The sequence below is a fragment of the Colwellia asteriadis genome, assembly GCF_039523295.1.
In the GTDB taxonomy this organism is placed as follows: domain Bacteria; phylum Pseudomonadota; class Gammaproteobacteria; order Enterobacterales; family Alteromonadaceae; genus Colwellia; species Colwellia asteriadis.
This window is the reverse complement of the sequence record NZ_BAAAFA010000009.1, coordinates 20,358-45,524: the sequence shown is the minus strand read 5'-3', so window position 1 is coordinate 45,524 and position 25,167 is coordinate 20,358. Positions and strand designations below refer to the sequence as shown.

General features: G+C 37.6%; 22 protein-coding genes. All 22 read right to left on the bottom strand.

Translation table 11 applies throughout. The features are described from left to right. Positions 1-302: 302 nt before the first annotated feature. The 22 genes from ABD005_RS13185 to ABD005_RS13080 all read right to left on the bottom strand — a co-directional run bounded on the left by ABD005_RS13185 (position 303) and on the right by ABD005_RS13080 (position 25,160). Positions 303-1,007, bottom strand: a complete 705-nt coding sequence (locus ABD005_RS13185) for a nucleoside-binding protein (protein WP_343817974.1) — start codon at positions 1,005-1,007, stop codon at positions 303-305. Positions 1,008-1,009: 2 nt separating this feature from the next. Further along, positions 1,010-1,249 (bottom strand): hypothetical protein, encoded by a 240-nt coding sequence (locus tag ABD005_RS13180; protein WP_343817973.1) that lies wholly within the window; start codon positions 1,247-1,249, stop codon positions 1,010-1,012. A 326-nt stretch (positions 1,250-1,575) separates the two neighbouring features. Then, entirely contained in the window at positions 1,576-2,166 is a 591-nt protein-coding gene (locus ABD005_RS13175) for a PEP-CTERM sorting domain-containing protein (protein ID WP_343817972.1), read from the bottom strand. A gap of 487 nt (positions 2,167-2,653) precedes the next feature. Continuing rightward, positions 2,654-3,709, bottom strand: a complete 1,056-nt coding sequence (locus tag ABD005_RS13170; RefSeq protein WP_343817971.1) for a hypothetical protein — start codon at positions 3,707-3,709, stop codon at positions 2,654-2,656. A gap of 239 nt (positions 3,710-3,948) precedes the next feature. Continuing rightward, positions 3,949-5,022, bottom strand: a complete 1,074-nt coding sequence (locus ABD005_RS13165; RefSeq protein ID WP_343817970.1) for a hypothetical protein — start codon at positions 5,020-5,022, stop codon at positions 3,949-3,951. Positions 5,023-5,138: 116 nt separating this feature from the next. Next, complete coding sequence (locus ABD005_RS13160) at positions 5,139-6,158, bottom strand: hypothetical protein (RefSeq protein ID WP_343817969.1); 1,020 nt, start codon at positions 6,156-6,158, stop codon at positions 5,139-5,141. Positions 6,159-6,323: 165 nt separating this feature from the next. Continuing rightward, a complete protein-coding gene (locus tag ABD005_RS13155; RefSeq protein ID WP_343817967.1) occupies positions 6,324-6,734 on the bottom strand; it encodes a DUF805 domain-containing protein in 411 nt (136 codons plus the stop codon). A 654-nt stretch (positions 6,735-7,388) separates the two neighbouring features. Further along, entirely contained in the window at positions 7,389-8,000 is a 612-nt protein-coding gene (locus ABD005_RS13150; RefSeq protein WP_343817966.1) for a hypothetical protein, read from the bottom strand. Between the two features lie 169 nt (positions 8,001-8,169). Then, positions 8,170-8,982, bottom strand: coding sequence for a hypothetical protein (locus ABD005_RS13145; RefSeq protein WP_343817964.1), 813 nt, complete (start codon positions 8,980-8,982; stop codon positions 8,170-8,172). A gap of 254 nt (positions 8,983-9,236) precedes the next feature. After that, entirely contained in the window at positions 9,237-9,644 is a 408-nt protein-coding gene (locus ABD005_RS13140) for a hypothetical protein (protein WP_343817962.1), read from the bottom strand. Positions 9,645-9,703: 59 nt separating this feature from the next. Next, complete coding sequence (locus ABD005_RS13135) at positions 9,704-10,159, bottom strand: hypothetical protein (RefSeq protein ID WP_343817961.1); 456 nt, start codon at positions 10,157-10,159, stop codon at positions 9,704-9,706. A gap of 138 nt (positions 10,160-10,297) precedes the next feature. Further along, positions 10,298-11,200, bottom strand: coding sequence for a hypothetical protein (locus ABD005_RS13130; protein WP_343817960.1), 903 nt, complete (start codon positions 11,198-11,200; stop codon positions 10,298-10,300). A gap of 290 nt (positions 11,201-11,490) precedes the next feature. Further along, on the bottom strand, positions 11,491-12,036 hold the full coding sequence (locus tag ABD005_RS13125) for a hypothetical protein (protein WP_343817959.1): 546 nt from the start codon (positions 12,034-12,036) through the stop codon (positions 11,491-11,493). Between the two features lie 36 nt (positions 12,037-12,072). Next, the gene (locus tag ABD005_RS13120) at positions 12,073-12,963 is read right to left on the bottom strand and encodes a hypothetical protein (protein WP_343817958.1); all 891 of its coding nucleotides are present in this window, start codon (positions 12,961-12,963) and stop codon (positions 12,073-12,075) included. Positions 12,964-12,994: 31 nt separating this feature from the next. Then, positions 12,995-13,387, bottom strand: coding sequence for a hypothetical protein (locus tag ABD005_RS13115; protein ID WP_343817957.1), 393 nt, complete (start codon positions 13,385-13,387; stop codon positions 12,995-12,997). A gap of 148 nt (positions 13,388-13,535) precedes the next feature. Beyond that, positions 13,536-14,648: a hypothetical protein gene (locus ABD005_RS13110; protein WP_343817955.1), complete on the bottom strand. Its 1,113-nt coding sequence runs from the start codon at positions 14,646-14,648 to the stop codon at positions 13,536-13,538. Next, a complete protein-coding gene (locus ABD005_RS13105; protein WP_343817953.1) occupies positions 14,638-18,837 on the bottom strand; it encodes a PAAR-like domain-containing protein in 4,200 nt (1,399 codons plus the stop codon). Before ABD005_RS13105 ends, ABD005_RS13110 begins: the two co-directional genes overlap by 11 nt. A gap of 159 nt (positions 18,838-18,996) precedes the next feature. Next, positions 18,997-20,292 (bottom strand): hypothetical protein, encoded by a 1,296-nt coding sequence (locus tag ABD005_RS13100; RefSeq protein ID WP_343817951.1) that lies wholly within the window; start codon positions 20,290-20,292, stop codon positions 18,997-18,999. Beyond that, entirely contained in the window at positions 20,289-21,338 is a 1,050-nt protein-coding gene (locus tag ABD005_RS13095) for a DUF2169 family type VI secretion system accessory protein (RefSeq protein ID WP_343817949.1), read from the bottom strand. The genes ABD005_RS13100 and ABD005_RS13095 overlap by 4 nt, the downstream gene beginning before the upstream one ends. Beyond that, complete coding sequence (locus ABD005_RS13090) at positions 21,328-22,587, bottom strand: hypothetical protein (protein WP_343817948.1); 1,260 nt, start codon at positions 22,585-22,587, stop codon at positions 21,328-21,330. Before ABD005_RS13090 ends, ABD005_RS13095 begins: the two co-directional genes overlap by 11 nt. Positions 22,588-22,625: 38 nt before the next feature. Then, positions 22,626-23,066, bottom strand: a complete 441-nt coding sequence (locus ABD005_RS13085; protein WP_343817947.1) for a hypothetical protein — start codon at positions 23,064-23,066, stop codon at positions 22,626-22,628. Positions 23,067-23,132: 66 nt separating this feature from the next. Further along, entirely contained in the window at positions 23,133-25,160 is a 2,028-nt protein-coding gene (locus tag ABD005_RS13080) for a type VI secretion system Vgr family protein (RefSeq protein WP_343817945.1), read from the bottom strand. Positions 25,161-25,167: the final 7 nt, after the last annotated feature.

Here is a 25,167-nt window from a genome sequence, read left to right as displayed (position 1 = left end):
ATTCCGCAAGGAAGAAACGAAACCTTAGCAGTAATGTTAAGGTTTTTTTTCGTCTCAATAAAAGCGATTACCTGCTGGAACTGCCCTACTGATAAATCAGTAGCTAAGCCGTATTAGCAGTTCGAACCCGGCAGTCGGCACCATTTATTCCGCAAGGAAGAAACGAAACCTTAGCAGTAATGTTAAGGTTTTTTTTCGTCTCAATAAAAGCGATTACCTGCTGGAACCACTATAATTACTCCACTACTAATAAATCGCTTATCGAGCGAGTTATCATTTAGCAGATCCAGCGGAGTTCCCCGTTAAAAATGATATTTAACTAACGCATTAACATTGCGTTCATCAACTCCTGCTACACCGTACTTACTATTCCAATGAACATATTCTATCCCTACATATAACGGAGTATCTAAGCCTAAATAGCTTGAAAGATTGTACTTTAGTTGGCTAGTTGCATTTATAGATGAAGCAGAAGTAAAGCCATTATCTTTTTGGTAACTGCCCATAACATCAATAAAACCATCAACTAGAATATTTTCATATAGTGGAACGGCCCAAGAAAGTGTTAATTGTTCGCTACTGTCACCATCGCCATTATATTTATAATACAGGCTCAATTTAGCGTATTGAAAATAAGGAATATTTAAATCTGTTCCTAAACCGGCTAGCCAATTAGTTTCAGGACCAAACTCGGCAACTGGAGTAAAGTATAAGTTTTCGATTACTCCTAACTCAAAAGCCGTTATATGAATACGGGGCGAAACCTCAGAGTAGGTTGAGTTATCCCCATTTGATGATTCTGCTCTGTCCATAAATAAAAACATATCACCCCAACTATTAGCACTAGCATATTCAAAGGTAATAATTTGCCTATGGTTATCTCCTAACTCATAACCGGAGCCATTAAGATAGGTGAACGACGGGCTAGACCAATTGGTTTTAGCCATTGAAGCAGTATTGAACAACACAGCTAGCAAAGTTATCGTTAATAATATGGGTTTTAACATACTTACGCTCCCGTTAGACGGAAAACGGCTAATTGCTCGCTTACTTGACTGGCCGAGTGCTTCATTTCTTCACTCTTAACATTTAAAGTATTAATGGTATCGGCATTACGTTCAACTGCAGACTTAATAGTATGCATGTTATTACTTATTTCGTGAGCAACTGCGCTTTGCTCTTCTGCGGCTGACGCTATTTCTTGTGATTGCAAACTAACAGCCGAGACCTTCTCTTGAATATCTCGCATTAAGCCATTAGAGTTTTCAATATAGCAAGGTTTATCGTTTTCAACTTAGTCATAGCTTACTACGCTCCTTTGATTGTCATCACTAAGTACTCATATTATTAATAGCAATGACGATAGACATTACAATTATCCTAGTTCAGTTTAAGTAAAAGTTCCTATTTTAACTTAAACATAACAAACTGTTATTAGAAGGGGGAAGCTGTTGAGAAATTCAATAAATTAAAAATAGAAGCAAAAATCTACTAGACATAAGGGCAAGGAGTAGGCATAAAAAAAACACCAATTATGAAAATTGATGTTTTTTAAATATTTAAAAGTAGTTAAGGTTACTTTATAAATCGACGTGACGCTAAACCAATCATTCCTAATACCAAAATAGCAATTGTTGATGGCTCTGGTATTGATACTTGTTGCTGAGTACTAATGCGGCGCAAGGCAGTACCAATAAAGTCATATTCCATATAAGCATGACTGTATCCATCTTTGTGTTTACTAACCCTCCCGGTACCTTCATATAAAATAAAGCCACTGGTAACTCCACCAGGTGTAAAGTCTTTTACATGAAACCAAGTTTGATTAACTGCATTAGTATAACCAAAAAGCGGTTGCAATATAGCATTCATGACATTATTTGAAGTGCTATGAGTAGCGGTTTTATATGCCGAGTCTCCACCTGCATTATCAAAAAGTTCAAAAACATTATCAAAAGTAGCTAACTCCCAACCATAAAAGTCTCCACCTGCTTGTAACTGTATCAATATATCATTGTATGAGTAGTTAACAGTCTCACTGAGCTTTAACCAGTCATGACCTGAGTCGGTGTCTGTGAAGTAATTAGTATTGTCAATTAGAGTAGCATTGGCAAAGCTACTAAAGATCACCATTAAAACGGTGAATGCGATAGCATTAAATTTCATTATATATCCCTTTGAATTATATCCATTAATTTATGAAGTAATCTGACTGAGTTTTGATTACTCATTAAAAAAGCAAATTGTGTACCAATAAATAATAGTTATATTATTCAATGACATAAGATAAAAACATCAATAACAACGCTAATAACTGTAAAGATAACTGACACTATCTCTTTGAATTTAAATGATAATAGCTATAACGGAGTACTTAACACTCCTTAAATAATAAAGCCTACAACTAGGTCCATTTAGTATCTTTGTACTATTATCAACACAGATAAATACAAACATAACCTTGATTGTGTCCTCCTTCTTTAAAATAGCGATTATAAACACGTTGCTAAGGTAAGGTGGTTGCTCCCGCCTTGAACCATTTGTAATTAAAACCCACCGCTGAGCACTCTTGTTGTTAACCTTTCCATGTTATCACCATTCCTTTTAAGCACTTTTATTTTCTCTTAACCTTAAATGTCCTTACCCCAAGAAATTATAGGCCGATAGTAAGCTGTGAAAAAATCACATTAGCTCGCTTACGCCATATAGGTACTTCAGCATCTTCTTGAAAATATTTTTGCTCAATTGACCAAGTTAACCACGGTTTTTCAAGCTCTTTTTGTGCATAGTGCTTTGGGTTACTCAGCGCTGAGCTAAACGGAAAGGTATACACTTTTTCTTCAAGTTCACGTTCAATTGCCCGTTGCTGTTTAATATGCATATCTCGCCAATAACGCTCAGGACGACTATGTTGCTGGTCATATTTAACGGTAACGGGATCTAAGTGCCGATAAGCCTCTAAGTCAGGCATATCTGGCAAGGGTAAGCTGTTATCGGCAAAGCGTTGAATTAGCTCCCACTCCATTCGACAAAAGTTAGGGTTATGAGGATTGTCCTTAACGCTGGTTTGTAAAAAAGCACCACTGTAAGTCGCGTGATCTTTATGGGCAATACACAAGGCGTGAGTTGAGCCGCCATATTGATTTTTAAGCTGCATTGAATAAAACGCTTCCATATCACTTAACGGAAAAGTGGCATGTCCAAATTCATTTTTTTGTGGTTTACCTTTAACTCGCCAAGTAAAGCTAATAGTTTGTTTTTCCCGGTCAATATAGGCGCCTTTATAACGACTAAAAATAAGGTTGAAAACAAAGAACATATTAAGGAAAAAGAAGTTCCAACTCAGCGTTGCCACTAAAAACCACCACGGGTAATCAGCATCAACACTGTACATTGCAGGGAGCGCAAATACTGCACACATAACAGAAGCGCTACCACCAAGACCAATAGGGGCAAAGGTGATAAGTATCTTAAATATATTACCTGTCATGCTATATAAAGGATAGAAACGATGTTTGTCAGCAAATATTCTGCCGCCGCTGGTTATTTTTTTGACGTAATCGGCTATTTTTCGAGTAAAGTGAAGGCCATGAAAAACATAACCTTGACTATATCCCCCTTTCATTCCTTTTTTAAAAAAACGATTATAAACACGCTGCTCTGGTAAGGTGGTTGCTCCCGCCTTAAACCATTTGTAATTAAACCCCACCGCTGAGCACTCTTCTTGTTAACCTTTCCATATTATTGCCACTCCTTTTAACCGCTTTTATTTTCTATTCATCTTCAATAACCTTACCCCAAGAAATTATAGGCCGATAGTAAGCTGTGAAAAATCACATTAGCTCGCTTACACCATATAAAAGGGTCAGAGCCGATTTAAATTTGCTTAAAGCGGCTCTGGCCCCTTCTATTCTCAGAGATTTAAGCAACTGTCCTCGTTAATTATTCTTACATAATCATAGGGTAGCAAACATAACGTAAAAACCAATTAGGTTTAAATTCTATCGGCTTGTCTGCAATAAACGTTGCTTCACGCCATGGGTAATAGCATATATCAGGAACTTTATAACCCAATTGTAAGGCTTCATGTAGGCTTATAACGTCATTTATTGGGTATTCACAAAACTTATCTTCGCTAATGTTTTTGACTTTATTTATAAATTTTTTATCAACACGTTTCCAAAAACCAAGTGGTCTCTTGTGCTTTTTATCATGAGCAATAGTAGTAGGGTCATACTGTCGATAACGCTCAAATTGTGGAATATCAGCCAAAGGCACTTCTGTATTCATAAAATTTTTTATCAGCTCCCAATGTGCCAAAACAAAAGGCGCCGAAGAAAATTGCACTACCTGATACATTAAATCGAGTTTGTAGTGCAGTAAGGTAAACCCATAGGTAGGATGACCACGCTCATTATGAACAGTACGATGGTGCGCATTAAATTGCTCAAAAGGTAAATGATGATAACCGCTACGATCATCTTTAGCGATTTCTACCATCCCCGTGCGCCGATTAAAAATGACATATTGCCCTGCTGGGACTATATTTAACTTCTCAAGCCATAGATATAAGCATCTTGAGAGCTGCAAAGATAAAAAGCCAATAACCAGTACATCAGTATCATTAACAATACTCTTCCAGCCTAAAAAAATAAAGCCAAGTAGCCCCCATGACAGCACCATAACTATAGCGATGAGGTGCAGGTACCTCCACATCCGAAAAAAACCTTCCTTAAAGTTTTGTGATAAGGAGTCAAGAGGCAAACGAAGTTCGTTATCTGCAATGTTTAATTTCTCGTAGACCTCATTATATTTAAATTGATTAACATCTTGATTATTGTCCCAGCAAATACCCGTAATTTTTACTCGAGGGAACACCTCCAACTGACACTGTGCTTTCGCTAAGTGTCTTTTACGCGCTTTTGGTCCCGCAATATTTTCTCGATAATAAGAATTTGCTTTGCCTTTGTAGGCAGTACTTTCGTAAGCTTTTATCGTTTGACTGTTGGTGTTAATTATCATATTCAACGTCCTTGATTAACCATGCATACTTTAATGAAATAATGCATGGCTCTATTGTACTTTGTCCCTTAAAGTACGAGGCGCCATTAGTGCGACTTGCTAATAACTAGGTAAAACTACCACACATGTTCACGGTTAACTTGCTTATCATCAGGGTCAAGATATTGTTTCATTACCGCTGGAAATGGCCCAGTTTCCAGCGCATTTTTATCAATAGTGTAATAATATTCTATGCTTCTATGTAAGTTAGGGTTAACTGGAGTATTTATGTCCATAAACTCTAAATACCCTGCCCAACCTCCTTGGTCAAGACCACCAAAACGTAAAATATATTGCGGTGCAAACAGGTAATAACGCTTAGGGGTTTTCAAACAACGGATTTTAGCGGTTTCCCTTGCGCCACCTCCACGGGCTGATTTAACCGTACCACCGTCGTAACATTCAATATCTTCATAAGGGATATAAAACGAACGACGAAACCAGTTATGGGGGGTTTTAACTAATCCTGTATGGCGCTCAAAAACAAATTGGTCATAACACTCAACAACGTTTTTAAAGTAATTCATCCCAATCGCTAACAAGAGTAATAATGGACTTACCCATAAAAGGTCTATAATGGGCAGAAACAAAGCAAACAACACCGCAAAGAATTGTAGAATCAACAATGATGTAACAAAACCGTTAAGGCGACCTAAAGTCGCTATTTGGCCATCACATAAATTACCAAAACCATCATCCTTATCATGCAGTACTCTGTCCATGGGCTCGCCCCAGGCCTTACTTTTATATGGTCGAGACGCTTTAAACTTACAACCATTTAACGTTTCGGCTTTTGCTAAGCGCGCTTCGTAACTTTGCTGGTGCAAATAGTCTTTGGGTATTTCTTGATGATAGACGCCTAATTTCCGATATTTATATTTGTTATCTATTCGTAAATCAATAGCAGCTGCTTCTTCAGGGTTTTCTTTATCCCAATCCTTCATTATTTCAGCAGCTGCAGCCGACATTTCTTCATCAGTGCGGTTATCATAATAATATGAGCCATCTGACAGGGTTACTTTTATGCCAGGTGGGGTTTGGTTATCATTACTGTCTTCATCTATTTCGTCTGCTTGTATTATTTTTATCTCTGTCACCACATACTCCTTATTACGCTACCTTGTCAAAATAACGCTACTGTTTCTTATGTATTTTGTTGAAGGTAATGGTAGAAAAGAGCAGGCACGAAATTGAACATTGTAAAACCTTATGTGAGTACTTATTGATTACGTACTAACTACTCACTATTTAGCTGTTGTATTTTATTGAATAAGCACTTCACCAAAACGGTTTTTATTCTTTTCACCTTTTACAAAGCCTAAATAAATTATGCACCCAATCGAGCCGATAATAGGTATTAAAAAGCATAATGTCATCCAGCCAGATATATTAAGGTCATGCCAGCGCTTAATTGTAATCACAAGGTTCATCCAAGTTAAGAGTCCTAACGCTAACAACAAAGTCAAATACAAAATACCTAAAGAAAACCACGTTTCTTTCATAGGGTAACTACCCGTTTCTGATAATCCATAGAGAATGGATAAAATCACACCAGCATTAGCCACAGCGACAAACCAATAAACACTTCGCGTTACTCGCCCTCGCCATGAAAAAAGAATTTTTGCGGCAGAAAGATCTAGCGCTTTACTACTCCATAAATCAAATAAAAACACAGGTAAGAATATACAAAAACCAAACTTGTAAATTAAATGAATTGTAAGTAGAAAGGCTTGAAAGTATTCAATAGAGTTAGGAAAAATGCTCCTAATAGGGCCGAACACACTATAAAAAATCGATGTGACTAAACTGCAAACGATATAGCCCACCAACCAATAGCGCCCTGGTATATTTTTTAAAGATAGGCTGATCGCTAAAAAACAAATATAAAAAAGCGGTTCAGATAAATAATAAGCAAAGTTGATTGAGCTTTGAACGCAATCGAGCGTGGTATTACAAAACATTACAATCCTTGTAGTGTGTATTAAAGTGAAATGTAGACTACCTGACTCAATATTTTTGTCAATAATATGAGAACAAAAAACGGCCCTAAAATGCAATTATGGTTATGAAAAAAAAGAACTTTCCCTTTTACTTTGCAAGCTCGTCTGTTTGTTCATAGAGACTCGCGGGTTTTATATTAGTATAGGATTAACTAATTTTATTAGTGCAATGTCATGGCTTCTTCAGGCTGATAACCTTTATGAACATATACACTTCGTACTTCATGATTACTATTATTTAACTGTAGGAGAAAAGGGATCAGAGCCGATTTACCTCAGCATTGAATGCTTAAAGCGGCTCTGCCCCCTTCTATTTTCTTTTATTTTTTAATAAATGAGATATCGTAATTTATCTATGAACCCGCTTTTTAACATAACGACGCACAGTGCATTAATGAAATAGCCGAAAAGTAGTGCAAGCATAATGGCAACCCAACGGTTTTTTATAAAAGAAGTGTAGCCCTCAGGTACAGCAATTATGCTAGATTCCTCTATACGGGCTGTATAACTAAAACGGAAAAATACAAGTAAAGAGACTAACCCAGCACTATAAAAGCAAGCCACTCTAATCATATTCATAGGTTCAATCCAAACCAAACCTAATACCCAAATTGATAACACCGCGAGGGTATAATTTATAATGGCAACGAATCTAAAAACATTCTCCATCCCATTACCGTGAATTTTTGCTAAAAAAACAATGAAACAGCCTAGTACTGGTATCATCCATAATGGATCTGCTACCGGTTCAATATAAGTATATTCAATACCTAAGCTTTCATCGCTAGATGAATCCCCATAATTCCATATATATGAGTGATAAAGTTCACATAGAAAGAGAAGTGGCATTGTAAATATTGCCACACCAAAGCTACCTAGAGCACCAGACTTATATGACAAAGTTACGTTGAACGTGTCTTGATTTTTATTTTTTTCCAAAATGAAACTTCCTTGTAAGTTAATAATATGTTCTATGGCACAGTCGTTAAGATCATAATTAAGTGCCTATACTGATGATTCGGTGCTGGAACATTAATTTTTATCGAGCAAAGCCGAATAAAATATCTTGTCGCTTAATGTCCATCAACAAACAACCTAGCTTGGCTTATTAAAATGAATATTGAGTAACAAATGCATATTTTATGTATATCCCATTATGATACCGCGGTATAAATTGGTTTTTAAAAACTATTTTTTTCCCATCAGCATTAAACGTAACATTACAAGACCGTATGCTTTCATTTCTTACAGAGCCTCTACTTCCTTTAACAGAATAACAACTTGTATAAGCTATTTTATTTGATGGAATATACTTAGTCTTAAAGGGGTAATTAGCTTGAATTAATGTAAATAGTACCAAAACAGCAGTCCCAAAACTTACAACATTGGCATAAGGTGTTAGCTTCTCACAATACGAAAAGTAAACAAAAACAACCAACCCCATATATAAAAAAATCCAAAGAGGCTCTCCCCCCATATTTAATATAAAATAACTATTACTGATCCAAGCCCCTACAATAAGTATTCCACAAAAGAAGTAATAACATAGCAACCACTCTATTCGTGTGCTTTTGTTTTTTCCAAAAAAAGCCAGAAAAAAACTACCTATCAACCCATAGAGAATAGGTATAGTTATCCAGGAAAAAAGCAGTAGCATGTACCATAAGTACCCATCAATATCATTAAGGAAATCAAATAATGAATAATGATCTGATATCATTTTGAGAATAAAAGGAGATAATAACCAACAACCAAAAGCACACCACTTATATTTAAACATTAGTTTCAATGTAACCCACAACCCTTTATTTATAAACGTTGTGATAGTGCCTAACGGAAAAATTAACGCTATAGAGTCAAGATCATTTTTGGCAGTAGTCATCGTATTAATATTATTCCTTCCATTAATTATTTCAGTCATAGGTATTGACTCTGTTTCTAAGCTTTCTCGAATACACAACAACCTCAAAAAACATAAAGGACAGTCGCTTATAAATTATTTGAAAAAACATAAGCAAGTGAGTAAAGGGGGTCAGAGCCGATTTACCTCAGCATTGAATGCTTAAAACGGCTCTGCTCCCTTTTATTTCACCAATATCGCAGTAACGACATTAAACATTAGCCCTATCAACACTAATTTCATAAATATCCTTTTTATTTGAAATTTACTTATCACTACAGCAAAAGGTGTAAATCATAAGCGCGTTGAATATTTTTCTTTAATAGCTCAGGATCATCACTAAAAGGGGCAATAACAAAGTCAATTTCTCCATAAGGGTATTCAATGGTTTCTTCATAGTTAGTATGAAAAACGTATTTATAATTATTTTTAATTTCAGGGGCGAGAGGGTAACTATCTCTAACATCAGTATCGCGCCAAATAGCCGCTTCATCACTATCGATATAAGATTGTACTGATGACAGAAGCCCATAAGGGATAGGTTTATTTTTATCCATAAACTCGGTTAATAGTGTCCAGCGCGAGCAAGCTTCATCATAACTATCAGCAAAAAGTATCGCATACTGAAAGTCTCGTTTTGCTGAACTAGGATACATTTTAGGTATTATAATTTCTGCTGGCATACCTGAACCCAAACTAAAACCCAAAGTGCCAACGTAAATCTCAATGTGTTCAAACGGTATCACCAACTCAGGACTACCACCAAAAGTAGGAAAATTAACATTACCAGTTTTACGGTCACAGACGACAGCAAGCACTTGTTTTTTTTCGACTTTTTAAATTGTATTATAGCGAAAGTAACCAGTAATATTTGTACATAATATTCAATAGGCCAGTTAAACATATCGTAACCAGGGTAGAAAACAGCCCACGTACCACCTGCCATAAACATGGCGAACTGTGCAAGTAACAAACAAAAAAATAGCGTCATCGCCATGGCACCATTAGCCCAATGATCTGAATCCTTTATTGACCCTGTCATCATTAACGAAGTATAACGACCGTCGGTGCTAAAAAATTTATCTTGAAAGCCAATAATATCCTCATAGTTAGTTTCTACTTTGCGAAAATACTTGCCTAATTTAAGTGGTTTTTTCGGTGGTCGTGAGTCAGTAGTGACTGTCTCTGTATTTATCATGTTATTGCGCTAATCCTAATTCTTTTTTAAACGGCTCTGCTCCCTTTTATTTCACCAATATCGCAATAACGACATTGAACATTAGCCCTATCAACACTAATTTCATAAACATCCCTTTTTATTTGAAATAATCAATCACTACAACAAAATATATAAGTCGTGAGCGCGTTGAATATTTTTCTTTAATAGCTCAGGGTCGTCACTAAAAGGGGCAATAACAGAGTTAATTTCGTCATAAGGGTACTCAACCGTTTCTTCATAATTAGTATGAAAAACGTATTTATAATTATTTTTAATTTCAGGGTCGAGAGGGTATCGGTCTTTTACATCGGTACCTTGCCAAATAGCTGCTTCATTGTCATCTATGTGGGACTGGACTGATTGCAGAAGCCCATAGGGAATGGGTTTGTTTTTATCCATAAACTCGGTTAATAAAGTCCATCGTGAACACGCTTCATCATAATTATCAGCAAAGAGTATGACATCTTGAAAGTCTCGCTTTGCTGAACTAGGATACATTTTAGGTATTATAATTTCTGCTGGCATACCTGAACCCAAACTAAAACCCAAAGTGCCAACGTAAATCTCAATGTGTTCAAACGGTATCACCAACTCAGGACTACCACCAAAAGTAGGAAAATTAACATTACCAGTTTTACGGTCACAGACAATAGCAAGCGCTTGCTTTTTTTTCGACTTTTTAAATTGTATCGCCGCATAAATAACCAGTAATATTTGAGCTAAAATATCGTAACCGGGCTCAAAGACAATCCATCTATCGTGATAGATAAAAGCAAGAATCTGTATCGCTAAAAAACAACAAAAGAATATCATCGCCAGAAAACCCATTGCAAACTGATTATGATCTTTAAATGATCCCATCAACATCAGTGAACTATAACGACCATCGGTACTAAAAAAGCCATCTTTAAAGCCAATGATATCGTCATAATTGGTTTCTACTTTACGAAAATACTTACCTAATTCAAGTGGTTTTTTCGGTGGTCGTAAGTCAGTAGTGACTGTCTCTGTATTTATCATGTTATTGCGCTAATCCCAACTGTTCTTTTAGTTTGAAATTCAAACTGCATTCCATTGATACGACTCCCTGTCTAGTAGCTCTTTTAGGGATAACTTACAGTTATTAAGGTTGCTATATCCCTATAGTCAAATGAGAAGTTATTCGCTTGCTCTTTTACCGCTTTCTATACATCTTTGGTGCTTAACATGAATCTTCCGCCAATGGTTTGATATATCGTTCACTTGTGTTTTCATCCCTCGAATACTAGCTAAGTTATTATAACTTTATGACTGCCCTTGTTAATCTTGAGCTAGTTTTCACACTCTTTCTTTAGTAAGAGATGAGTATACTTTACCCCAGCTAAAACCACAGAAGTAATGCCGACACACACCAAGAAATCTGTAGAAATATGACTGTAATTAAGATTCAATAATATATTCAAACTAAAGAGTGCAAAGGCAGCCCAAAAAACCAGATGTACTTTATGAATAACATTGATGAAATTACTTATTTTCTGGCTAATGATTGACACGAAATAATAATATGCTCCAAACAAAACGAGCAACAAACCAGCACCAGCGGCTTCATTACCATATTTAACTTCATAATATTGTTGTGTACTTACTAGAATAAAAGGAATAAGAAAAGCAATATAGCTAAAGACTAACATTTTTTGAGAGCCTTGCTTTTTACTCGCTAGGTTTTCTTTAGGCTGACAACGTTCAGCTTTTATTCTAACTCTTACTTTAGCACGCTCTGAACGAGTTCTATATTGCTCAGGCGTATCACCTGACTCTGTCAAAAAATCAATAATTGCACTGAGTACTTGTTTGGATAGCTTTTTTAAATTATTCACTTTTACGTCCTTGTTGCTATAATCACTGAATCAAATTTACCAAAATTCCTTATCTAAATATTTACCATTTTTTCGATCGTAAAAAGGGGCTTGCGCATACAACTCAGGTGTTAGTGTTTCTTTTTTCACCTCTTCTGTTGACTCCCTATCTTCAAGTAAATTTTGCCAATTTCGATAAAAGCCTTTCGGAATAGGCTTAGTTTTATCCATATAATGATTTACTTCCGTCCAAAGAATTTGTGCTGACTCTGGTGTTCTTGGCATAAAACTAACCGTATAAATCTTTTGCCACCACATTGTTTTGGGGAATTTTTTGGGGGCGAGAAAAGCAACACGATGCATCACCCCTTTACCGGACGATACTTTACTGGTGTATAACTCAACATCTTCTATGCCTACTGAAAAATGCTTATCACCATTACCAATAGGAAAAATAACCAAGCCGGTTTTACGCTCAAAACGGATAAATTCATAAACACTTTCGGTATATTTTAATTTAATTAGATAGGTGATCCCTAAACCAGTAAGTAAACATAGCCCCCCTCCTCCATATAAAGCATATATATTAGGCTGTGCAATATATGTTGACATCGAATATAACCCCATGAAAAATAATATAGCTAATATATAAGACCATGATGTTTTACCTATATAAGCCATATTCATCGCGCCCATAGATAAGTATTCTGTATTAGTAAATAGTTGACCGTTATTTTGATCAAAACTCAGTTTAGCCAACGACTCGACTTTATTCATACCCTTACCAAGTCGAAAGCTTCTTGGCTTACTGTTTTTGCTATCTAAAATAGTATTATCCACGATCGGTTTAACAGAATTATTGCCGTTAATAAAGTACGTTAAACTCCAATACATAATACCGGCTAATAGTAATAGCATTAAGATGATAACAAGGGTTGTATCTTCCATAAATGATCTTCTTTTTTCTTATTAATAGTATTTAATATGCAGTTTTTTCATGTTTATGCATCGTTCGGCTTAACCAGCCTGCAGTTCCTTGACCAAAATCATGAATATGGATGGTGATTGTATCTTCAGCCCACACTTCAGACTTTTCAGGTACACCTTCCTCATCGCGTATGCCAATAGGTAAACGTAACTCCTGTTTAGAGGTAGGCGTAATGGTTGCGCCTTTACCTTTAGGGTAGGTTCGATAACGCATTCTAACGTCTATTTTTTCACAGCCAAATTGATCAAAGTATGGATACAAACATTCTTCATGAAAAGACAATCTAAAACCAGTATTACCTTGATTAAGCGTGATATTAACACCATCCCAAAAGATATCTTGCGGTGTTTTTACCATACCTTCTTTGGCACTAGCACTTAGCACGTGCCATTTTTTAGTGGTTGACCCCGGACGAATAGCAATTTCTATTTCTGTATATTCACTACCATCTCCTGGTATATGCCCTGGAATTTGAACGTTAAACTGACCAAACTCAATCTCTCCTTCGCGCCCCTGTTTATTATGACCCCTTTTATTTTTCCTTTACCTGCTGTTTAGGCGTAGTCTTGTTATCAAAAAGCATGGGGTATACAAAATATCGAGGAAACCAATGCGCTTTAAAGGCTAAAATCTCATCTGAAATAGAATCTGCCTCACGCCACGGGTAATAACAAATATCAGGTACTTTATAGCCGCACTGCAATGCCTCATGTAAGGTATTAACGCCTTTTGAAGGAAACTTGAATTTTACCTCTCCACTTATCTTTTTAACTTTTTTGATAAACTTTTTATCAACCCGATACCAAAAATTAAAAGGTCTCTTGTGTTTATTGTCATGATTGATGGTTGTTGGGTCGTACTGTCGATAACGCTCAAATTGCGGAATATCTGACAGTGGCACCTCAATATTCATAAAGTTTTTAATTAGCTCCCAGTGAACCAGTGCGTCCTCTACAGAGTTAAAATGAGCAACCTGATACATTACATCTAATTGGTAGTGCAGTAACGTAAAGCCATAAGACGGATGCCCCCGTTCATTATGAAGAATGCGGTGATGGGCATTAAACTGCTCAAAGGGCAAATAATGGTAACCACTACGTTCATCATTAGTAATTTCAACCATACCGGTTCGCCGGTTAAAAATGACATATTGTCCTGTTGGTACAAGGTTTAGCTTATCGCACAAGCGATGTAAATATTTTGAAATAAGTAATAGTGGAAAACCAATAAGAATTAAATCTATATCATTATGAATATTTTCCCAACCACCAAATAGGAAGCCAATAAGTAAATATGACGACAATAGAATATAACCAGTTAAATGGAGAAAAAACCAACCTCGAGCTAAAATTTCTTTTACGTTTAAGGACGAGGAGTCTAACGGCAAGCGCAGCTCGTTATCGTTAATCCTTAACTTCTGATATATATCTATATAACTATACTGTGTAAGATCTTGGTATATATCCCAGCAGATGCCAGTAATTTTTACTCGAGGGAACACTCCCAACTGACATTGTGCTTTCGCTAAGTGTCCTTTACGCGCTTTTGGTCCCGCAATATTTTCTCGATAATAAGGATTTGCTTTGCCTTTATAGGCAGTACTTTCGTAAGGTTTTATCGTTTTACTGTTGGTGTTAATTATCATATTCAATTTCCTTAATTAACCACGCTTTATCAGGTATGTCTTCTCTAGGTATTTTATTTGCAGCCCACTTATCGCGTTCAATTTTATCTATATAAGGCAGTGTAGTATGAGAGTCTAAACAATATTGCGCTTTAACTTGCCAGTCGACTTCTACGTCGTCACCCCAGCTTGCATTAAATGGAACCGAGTAGGTAAAACCGGTAATTTGTGGGTCACCAATTAATTTTTCATTATTTGAGTTTTCTTCAATACTATCAATGTTTTGATGTTGAATAATACGCCAGTTATCATGTCCTACCCGTCTTGTTTTTTCAGCGTGTAATACTCCATTATCAGTAATTAGGTTCACCACCATAATAATTTCTGATTGACCAACAATATAACCTGGGGTCATTATTTCAATATTTAAGAAGTAGCTCTGGTTGGCTATTTTTTGAATAGATAAGTCGATTGTTGGTGAAAAAAGTTCATTACGTAATGCGGCATAGCACTCTAGTGGGTAAGTTTGCCACAGTTTATAATCGTCAATACAGCGCCCAGCAACATTCTTTGAGAATGGTCCATTAATAGCCCACTTTTCAAGGTTGTTATCGGTAAATGCAACCGCCATTAAGGTTACCACTAAACCGAGTACTATTAGCGCCCAACCGATAGGAGTTGATAATGCTGCAACTCCTATAAATAACAATCCCGCGATAGAAAAAACTGCTGCACTGGCATGTAAAAAAGCAGCATCGTTGTCTTGACTTTTGGCCGCATTGGCTGAGTCGATTAACGATAACCCTGCGCCAATAAGGATACCAAAGCCTGTCAGGCGAGAAGCTAAAGCACCACCAAGGAACGCTCGACCATAAAATTCTTTAATTTTAGATGAATACAAAGCAGCAACCTCTAAGCTACCTGCAGCCAAGATAAATACACTCCCCCAAATTTCAGCTTGAAATTTCCCTTCAACTTTATTACCCGCTTCAAATTTAGCCAACAATTGAGTCGCATTAAACACTTCAAATGCCAACATTACTTTTGGTAAGAATGCTTCTAACGCTTTAACACCATTAATTTTAATCGCATCTGCTGAGCCTAGTTTAAACTTAGGGTTAGCATACAGGTAAGCGTAACGGTGTTTATTAGGTACCACAACCAACTCCCCCTCTAACAAATCATAGTTACCCATTAACTTATTATAATCGGTCCAGTTGGTGTTTAGCATTTCACCTTTATTAGTACCGAAGCTTGCTGGATCATGAGCCGCAATGACCTTACCTTTAGCATCGGTTATAGTTACTGCATTAGCTGGTGGATTTTTAGTGGCTTGCTTGGCGCGCTTACGGCGCTCAGCACGACGAACACTCTCGCGTTTATAATTTGTAATGCCTACCACTCCTGCAGAGTCACCTATAACATCAGCAGCTCTGCGGATGTGTATATCTGAATGAGCACTAATACCTGTTGCTTTATTCGTTGCAACCATTATATTTCTTATTTTTATGGTCTGTATTGTTAGGCTGCCACTAGCATATGCTCTACTTATTCGCCCCCAAGCTTCCGTAATAGCGCCGACACATATTTTAGCTGAGCCTAGAAACACTTTTAACTCACTGTTAAATAGTAAAGACTCTTGATCTTGATTATTTTTATGTAGTTGCTCATGTACTTTTTGAAAGTCAGCATACCGAAACTTACCTGAACCGTCATTTTTTTCAGACGGTTTAGTTGGGCAATGCCCTTCAACACTCAAGTCATACAAGTCGGCAGGTGGTGTGAAATATTTAATTAGCCAATGATCATCAGATAAACCTGACTCTATAAACTCTCTGGCTGAATCCTTTGCAATATTTTCATTTTGTAAGCGTATGGCTTCATCTTCCTTTGCAGCCATCCATGGGCGGAATGCTCCTAAGTTATCACCATCAAACACCATAACATTGAAGATGTCAGCTAAACATTTAAAACCTAATAAATAATCAATACCGTCTAAAGTAACAAGATCTTTAAAAGCATTTTCCACGGTAATATATTTATCTGGTTCACTGTATTCTTCTTTAGGCTTATCGGCAATAAAATCAAATAGTGCTTTTTGATTTATTGGTAATTCTTTAAGATTATCTTCTAGAATATCACTTGACAAATACTCTTCTAAGAATGTTTTATCTATATTTTTTGCGCCACTACGTAAGAATTTTGCCGTTGTAGTACGCTTTTTGTAAACCGTTTTTTTAGTTTTTATTGGTTCAAATGAGCTCTTAGTTGGAAAAAAATAATGTTCTACTTGTGTTGTCGCCTGTAAATCCTCATTAAACATTGACTGGTAAGCGAGTACCCCTGAATCAAAATGAGGCTTAGCCATTATTTGATTATTTTCTTCCTGTACAGCAAGATAATTCACTTGACATTTATGTAATAAATTTAGAGCAATACCTACAGGGTCTTGCACATACACAACTTTATTTAATTGTGCATCCTCTAAGTCTATTTTTTGACAACGGCTTTCTAATAACACTTTAGCCGCTGTGGGGTTTTGGCAAAAGAAAGGATTGTCAACTAATCTTTGTCGTGGATCATTTTTATACAGACCACCTAGTGATGTAATATACGCCCATGACCACTGTACAGGTGAATATGCAATGTGAACTTCTGCATCAGTTAAACTTTGACCTTCATTATTTAAACCGATTGTTTTTTTAGGCGCCATACAAGTATTACATAACATAGATTTATATAAACGCTTGTCTTCCCCATAGTAAGCAACTAAATCAACATCAGACAGCATACCATCATTTAAAGCTACTATCTCTCGCCATAAATAACCATTAACAAACAAATAGAAGTAACCATGAATAGGCGAAATAACATCACCTTTTTGATCCACAATCAGACGCTCTGGGCTTTTTGCAAGCGTAGTAGACAATGTTGACTCTGTGAACACCTTTAATTTGAAATTTATAAAGGTCGCCATATCTTCATCTGCAATAGGAGAGTCATCCGAATAAGTTTCACACATCCCCAATGGGATATTTAACTCTCCTAAGTAACCTTGTATTTTATAATTAATAGGCTGATAGGGAGTTGACTCTACCCCTTCGAAACTAATTTTTGCTCTCTCACCAACTACATCATCAGTATTGCCCAAAGAACGCTGCTGAGTTGTTGAACCTAGCTTTGATACAATATGTCCGAGAGACACAGCCTCTCTATCTACTCCATAAACTATTATCGAAGAAGAAAAACCTGACTCTTTCTCTAATAAAGCCGCTTTCGACTCAATACCTAGTTCGCGCGGCATTGGCCCGCCGGGTTGGTTAAGCGGCATGGGTGGGGTGTTTTTGCTGTTTGATATCATTAAATCACCCTGCCTAACCGCGCATACGCCTTCAATAAAAACATCTGCAGAGCCTATTAAAAACTCAGCCTTACCTTGGGTTACGCCACTAATAATACCTTTACGAGTACCCGCTTCATCACCAGTGCTTTGCGAGAAGTTACTGCCTAAATTACACGCAGGGTTACCGTTAATTTGCACTGAGCTAGCGGTACTCGCTGCATCAGATGATTGCGCTACATTGCAATAAGGAATAGGGATAACTGAAACCGGCGTTGGGGTCATACATACGTCAATGGTTTGCAATACTCCGCCACTGTCAGCATGTACGGCAGTACGCCCATTAATTAATACATTGGTGCCACTAACTGTTGCTACGGTAGGCGCTTCTGCCTCAACGTCTTTTTCAAGGGGTTCGGTAGTGCCTGCTTCCCAGCCAATATGCGCTTCAACTAAGGTTAAAAACGTCGCGTAATCTGACAGCTCAGCGTTAACGCCAAGCCCGGTTACGGGCTCTATCCACGGTAAAATAGGTTCGTTTTTTTCATCATTCCACTCGGGTGGCGGAATAATATAATCAGGAATAAATTCATTGACCATGTCTCCTAAACTAAAGCCGCCATACTTAGGGCGCTCACATTCAGTGATAAAAGCATCTTGGCTATCGGCTTTGGTTGGAAAAATAGCAACACCGTATGCGCTGCCAAGTACGTTATGGCTTCTGGCAGAAATATTTAATGGCAACAAAGCAACGTTATTGTGACGCCATGCTTGATTGCCTTCACTTCTTACGTCAGCACTTAGGCTGTCAATGTCGTACTGAATACTTTGGCTTTGCTTGCCTGCTCCTGCGTTGCAATAGCTGGTCATAATAAATCCCTTTATTTCTTGGTTTGTCTTTTTATTTATCTTTTAATATCTACTAGGTGCTTTAGGTAGATATCTGTATTTTTATCTATAACTTTGCTTTTACTAATTCATTTAAACGTTAAGTTATGCCTTCATTGATGCGTTAGGTTATATGCTTATTTATACGTCAGCTATAGGGGTTATTTTATATACCTTAGCTTGTTTGCAGTTAGTGCTCTGGCTATTCACTTGGTGCTCTACCAACCATAACTCGGTAATATTTTCTATTGGGCTATGCAATAAGGCCGCCGCACTGGCAAACGCGGTACTTAAATTAGCGACACCTAAATACCCCAAGGTTGTGGTTTGGTTATAAAGGGTAAGTGTTTTAGCGGGTGTTGCTGATAATGGCTGCTCTGTTGGTTCATTTTCAGCACTTACTTTACCCGCTATTGACTGCTCAGGAATTGACTGCTCAGCTGCGCGCTTTTTTTGAGTGAGTGACGGCTCTGTTAATGCATTATTAGGCTGATGATAAAAACTATTGGTTTGACCATACCAGTGTGTTGTCCACTGCTCTGAATTAGCGCCAACGTGTAATACCGTACTCGGTAATGAAAACTGTGCCTGAGTAAGCTGCGCTTTTATGCTGTGCTGTGGGTGTGTACATAACGGCTCAATAGCAATCAACTTTTTATGTTCTATCGTTGGGTAATGCGTTGGTATTAATAAAGTGCTAGTTGCTCCTGCTGCCGGCATTATGCCTTCAGGTCCTTGTGTACATTGCACGTCAATAACTTTATGTAATGCATTAACACTATGATATTCCAGTAATGCGTCAATATTGATGATAAGTACTGGTTGCTCAAAGGTTGTTGCTTGTGTGCTGTGGTTGGCACCTTGGCTGGTAATTTGATTAGTAACTTTATTGATAATTTGGTCAAGTGACGAGTTGTGCTCATAAGCAAAAGCCACTTTATCGCTAAAGTGCGGCAAATACTCTTTTATATAATGAAGTGCAATTTCTTGCCATGCCTTTTTAACACTGTTCACTTGCTCATTATTAGCAATGTTTACTGTGCTTTCTTGTACTGAGATTTCTTGTACTGCGCTTTCTGACTTAGTACTTTCTGACTCGGTATTAGCAGGTATATTGAGCAGTATTGAGGTTGAAATAATAAGCTTTTCTATACTGTTTATTGCCATTGTTGATGACAGCGCCTTGAGCTGATTTGCAGTTTCTTGCAAACACGACACCAGTAATAGTTGCTTTTGCGTTACGCCGCTTATTCCGTCAAGCGCAGGTAAAGGCACCGTAAAATAAGGTTGAGCTTGACCTTTATCAACACGTATTTCTAACGGTGATTTTTGCCCAAAAAACATATCGGTTGTTAATGCGCCATATAATGCCCGCTCAGACGTGCCTGATGCATTAATGGTGCTTAAACTTAAGGCATTAAAACGGCTGGTACTCATGCCATACTCTCTTGTTTTTCTTGCTGTACTACTATTTGACTATAAGGGGTAATAGTTAGTTCGTTATCATTACTATGTTTATTTTTAGGAACGCTTTTACGCCACACTAAGTGAAAGGCGTTGGCGTCAGTGTCAAGCACTAAGGTATCGCATGTTAATTCAACAAAGTGTTGTGCTTCGCCATTAATTAACGCCACTAGCGGGGGTAAATACGGTAACTTTACCCTAGTTACATGATGGTAATCTTTATTAGGTGATACACCTTTAAGTTGCAATGTAATGTTGTTATTAAAGTGTAGTGTTAATTGTTGGTCGAGCGGCGCACAGTTAAAAACGCTGTCGGTTAAGCTACTTTGGTATGGATATTCGCCACTCATTAAAGCGTCTTGCTCTATTTCTGGAATAAGCTCAACTCTAGGCTGCCAAAATAGCGGTAATGCGCCGTAACTTGCAGGTGATATTTCTTTTTTAGGGTGTTTTAAAAAGTCTTTTGGGTATTCAACTTTAGGTAATGGGCTGCCCTTAGTGTTTTTTACGCGAAAGCCTTTTCCTGCTGGGTTTTTACCATACATTTTATCGGGATTTTCACTATCAATACCACCATAAGCATTTTCATAAGTGAGCGGTGTTGCTTTAAGCGGTTTAGGGTCGGAGGCTACTTTACCGAGTAACGATTGTTGCCATATTCGATCACCCGTTACTCGCAAGGTTTTGTTAAATACTGGATTGTTATCTTGAGTTAACGCCACATAAACTTCAATAACCTTGGCTTGCTTAGCCTTAGGAGGGTAAGCGGTTAAATTGCCATACAGCTCAAAACCTTTTTTAAAAGCGACAGCTTCATTAGCGAGTTTTAATGACGAGGTTGTTGGCTCAGCTAACATTGCATCAGCCATTATAATCGGTTCGCTATTTTCCATAGCAAACACAGTACCATTATCGTCATATTCAAACGACTGCTTGACGATAATAGTGCCGCATTTGGTTTTATTCGCTTGCCAGTTTTCAACCAGTGTACTTTGCCAAGGGCTTAAATTATGCAACATGTAACGCCCCTTTAATTACGTGTTTATTAGTATCACTACGCGTGCTTTTTGGTGTTTGAGTTATGATTTTTTTCAGTGAAATAGCAGATAACTGTTGGCTGTAAAGTGTTATAGCACTATCTATTACTGGCGATAATAACAAGGCGTGTTGCACGGCTTTACCTTGTAAACCTTGTAGTTTTTGGGCAGCATCATTATTACTAAATTCAATACCGGTTAGCATTTTTTCACCGGGCTGTTGTAGTAACGCTTGGCGGTGAAGTTCAGCTTGATCGGTATTAGGTAAATTTTGTTCGCCTGCTTGTTTATGCTTATTGTTGTGATCTTGCAATTGTGGCTTTTTTAATAAAGGAATATTAGTGATTAATAACCAAGCACGATAAGCCTCATCACTAGTTTGTGCAATGGCCATTAACGTAATAAAAATATTAAAAAATATTTTATGCTGAAAGTGACTTAGTACATTAAAAGTATGTTCTGGATAATCCTGGCAAAAAATAATGCAGGGCTCTATCCAGCGACTGTCACCTGATAACCCAGCTAGTACTAATAAAGTTGCTTTTTCATCAACATCTGGCGTTTTAGCAAAACGATTAAACAACGCATTTTTAGCGTTAGTTTCATCAATAATTAAGCCCTTAACAAAACTGGCTTGCGCAATAGAAAATTGTGCATGCTGATAACCTTTAGCCAGCTCTTGTGTGGTAACGTTAGCTTGACCAAAAAGCAAACAAGCCACACTCAATGATGGTGTAAACTGCTCGGCAAGCACTGATTGACGTATAACTTGCAGTGGTTCAGCTGGCCAAGGCACCGCTAAGTGCACTAATAACTCTAATAATTGGCTATTACGGTACAGTGTTTCTTCTAAATAACTGTGTTCAAAGGTCAGTGCTAATTTATTTTCAAGGTATGCTGAGGGTAATAAACTTACCAATAAAATAATAGCATTAGACAGAGCAAGCGCATCGGCTGACGAGGTTTCTTGTTCATAATAAGCAAAGAGCTGCTCACTGTTAAGTTGCTCATCGCTCAGTATTTCTAACGCTGATACCAGCGCTAAAATTTCTGATGGCAGTTCATCACGCTTAACATCAAGCAAAGCATAAAGGTGAGCGCATAAGTGTTGCTCAAGCGTAGCAATACGCGCTTGTTGGTAGACAAGTGAGCTATGCACTCTACTACGTTGTTTAAGCAATTTTACAACTTGCTGCTGGTGGATATTAGCTCGCGCTACAACTTCAAACATTTAATGATTCATACTATTTAATGGTTTATAACAACAGGTTAATTTAGACGAATTGGCCAACCAGCAATAGAAAAATCACGTTCACTATTGGCATTAACTTCGGTGGCATCTAAAACAATACGTCCATCTTGGTAAACCTCTATTGATCCTTTTTCCGTTGATAAACTCACGCTTTTCGCACCTTTAATAGTCACGTGGCCATTGTTGTCACTAATGTGTGCAGCTGGGCTATCACTCGGTTTGGCGATTAATGCAATCACCATTAATCCTTGCCCTGTGTTTAGCACCAACACCATATCATTATGGGCAGCACAACTAATGTGCTTTGCTTGACCACTTACCGTTTTAGTAGTGCCTTGAGTAGATAGCTGAACCTGTTCAATTTTTCCTTGCGTATCAACAGACACCACTAGAGCAAGTTCGGGTTGAGCGGTAATTTTGGTTTTTTTAGCCCTAATAGGCGTAACTGAGGCTGTCATTTTATATCCTTATAATTTCATTTTGCATTGGTTGGCTTAAACTTGTTTACTTTTGGGCTGCTACGTTTAATTGTTAGTAATTGCATTACCCTTAATAACAATATTACTGGCACTTAAGGTGATACGGTTGGCATCAATATTTAAATTACCACCTGCGTCGATTTCAATAGAGCCGCTACCTTGTGATAAATGAATACTGCCATTGTTATTACTTTTGATAACGATATTAGCGCCCGACTCAATAGAGAGGTCGCCCGCTTCGGCTTTAACTTCAACATTACCTTCTTGCGCATATAGCGAAGTGTCTTGCGCCGCCTGCATATTTAAATCACTTTGTGCATTTAGGTCGATATTATTCTCAGTTGCCTGATATTTAAGCCCACCGCCTGCCCTAACATTCACCGCGCTACCTGCGGTTAGTGAAATATCATTTTCACGTGTTTCTATTTGTAGATAATCTTGTACAAAGGTGCGCATAATATTCTGCGTAGAAACAATATGGTTTCCACCTGCGCTAATTAATAAATCATACTTTGCTTGAACGCTTACATTACCTTCGGCAGAGGCAAGCTTGGCAAGGTGCTCGCCATTACTAGCGTCCATAGTTAATGCGTTACTCACTCCTGGATTACTGAGCACTATTTTTTCTCTACCACTAGCATCATCCATTAATAGTTGATGACCTGCTCGGGTAACAATAAGGTTTTCAGTTGGGTTGGTAGATGTAACGGGGCTTGGCGCCTCTGCATTATAAACAGCCCCTAAAATAATAGGTCGGTCTAAATCACCATTTTCGCCACAAACAATGACTTCGGTGCCTGCGGTTAAAGGGAAATTCATACCATGACCACTACCACCATATGGCTGTACCATACGCGTTGCTTTACTTTCTCCGCCTTCACCGTCTTGGTTAAAAGGCAGTTTAACAATATAGCGACCCTTGTCGTCGAGTTCTTGCTCTATGGTCGCGTTAAACGAGGTAAATACGCGCGCACTTTCAGGTACTTCACCTTTATAAGGGGTATTTACGGGGATTAAATGCGCTTGGTTTTTATAATGGAGATTTTTAACTTTATCGCCATAATTTACGCCACCTGACTGACTACCTACATGAGCCACTTTGGTAACAAAATACGAGCCACTGTAATCATCGTGATCAAGAATATTTACGATACAACCAGGACGAATAGCACGACAGTCGCTATCAATAATCAGCACATCTTTTTGGCAGTCAATGGCTTGCATACGAATGCTGGCTAAATTCCCGCCCATGTCAATCGCTTCATAGTTTTCCCCGTAAATGCTTTCGCTGCCAAAACCATCAATAGCGCTATTGGTTAGCCGATCAACATTAAGGTTACCAGGGGCTTCATAGTTGTAATCATTTAGAAGCACTTGTTTGGTTAGCAAGGTTGACTTTCGACTTACCGCAAAAATACTTTCACTCGCACGTACAGTGCCAGAAGGCGCTTGATATAAAATATCAAGCGATGTAGCGCTACCAGCAAAAGCGCTGCTAGTGTTACAAATAGTTATTTTAACCGAGCCTGAGCTTTCAATAGCACCATAAACAAAACCGTACTTACGCATAAGGCGATCAACAAAGTGGTAATCGGTTTCGTTATACTGCACAACCATGTCAAGTGACGGCCCGTTTGCCTTCATATCAAGTTTTTCCATCGGAAAACCTGATTTTTGAAAAACACTATTAATAACGCTATCAACTGACATTCCTGTAAACACACGATTTGAGCGTTTATGCTTTAACAAGGATAAATGAGAGTTTAAGGTTAAGTTATAATGGTAACCTTGGTAGCTTTGCCCACGGGCAACAAAATGACTAACCACACCACTAATAGTGCGATCAGACATACCCCATAAAATAGAGAGAGTTGTGTCTTTACCAATAACGGTGTTAGCTGAAATTAAATCATCACTCAATAGCTCTATTTCAAAACAGTAGTCACTACAAAGCTCATCCGTAACCGAAACCATATCGGTTACTGATATTAACCCGCTAGGTACGCCAGTAATTGTCAATTGATACTGACTTTGATTTGCTTTGATTTGTTCAAAAAACTCAAACCCACTCATTTAACTC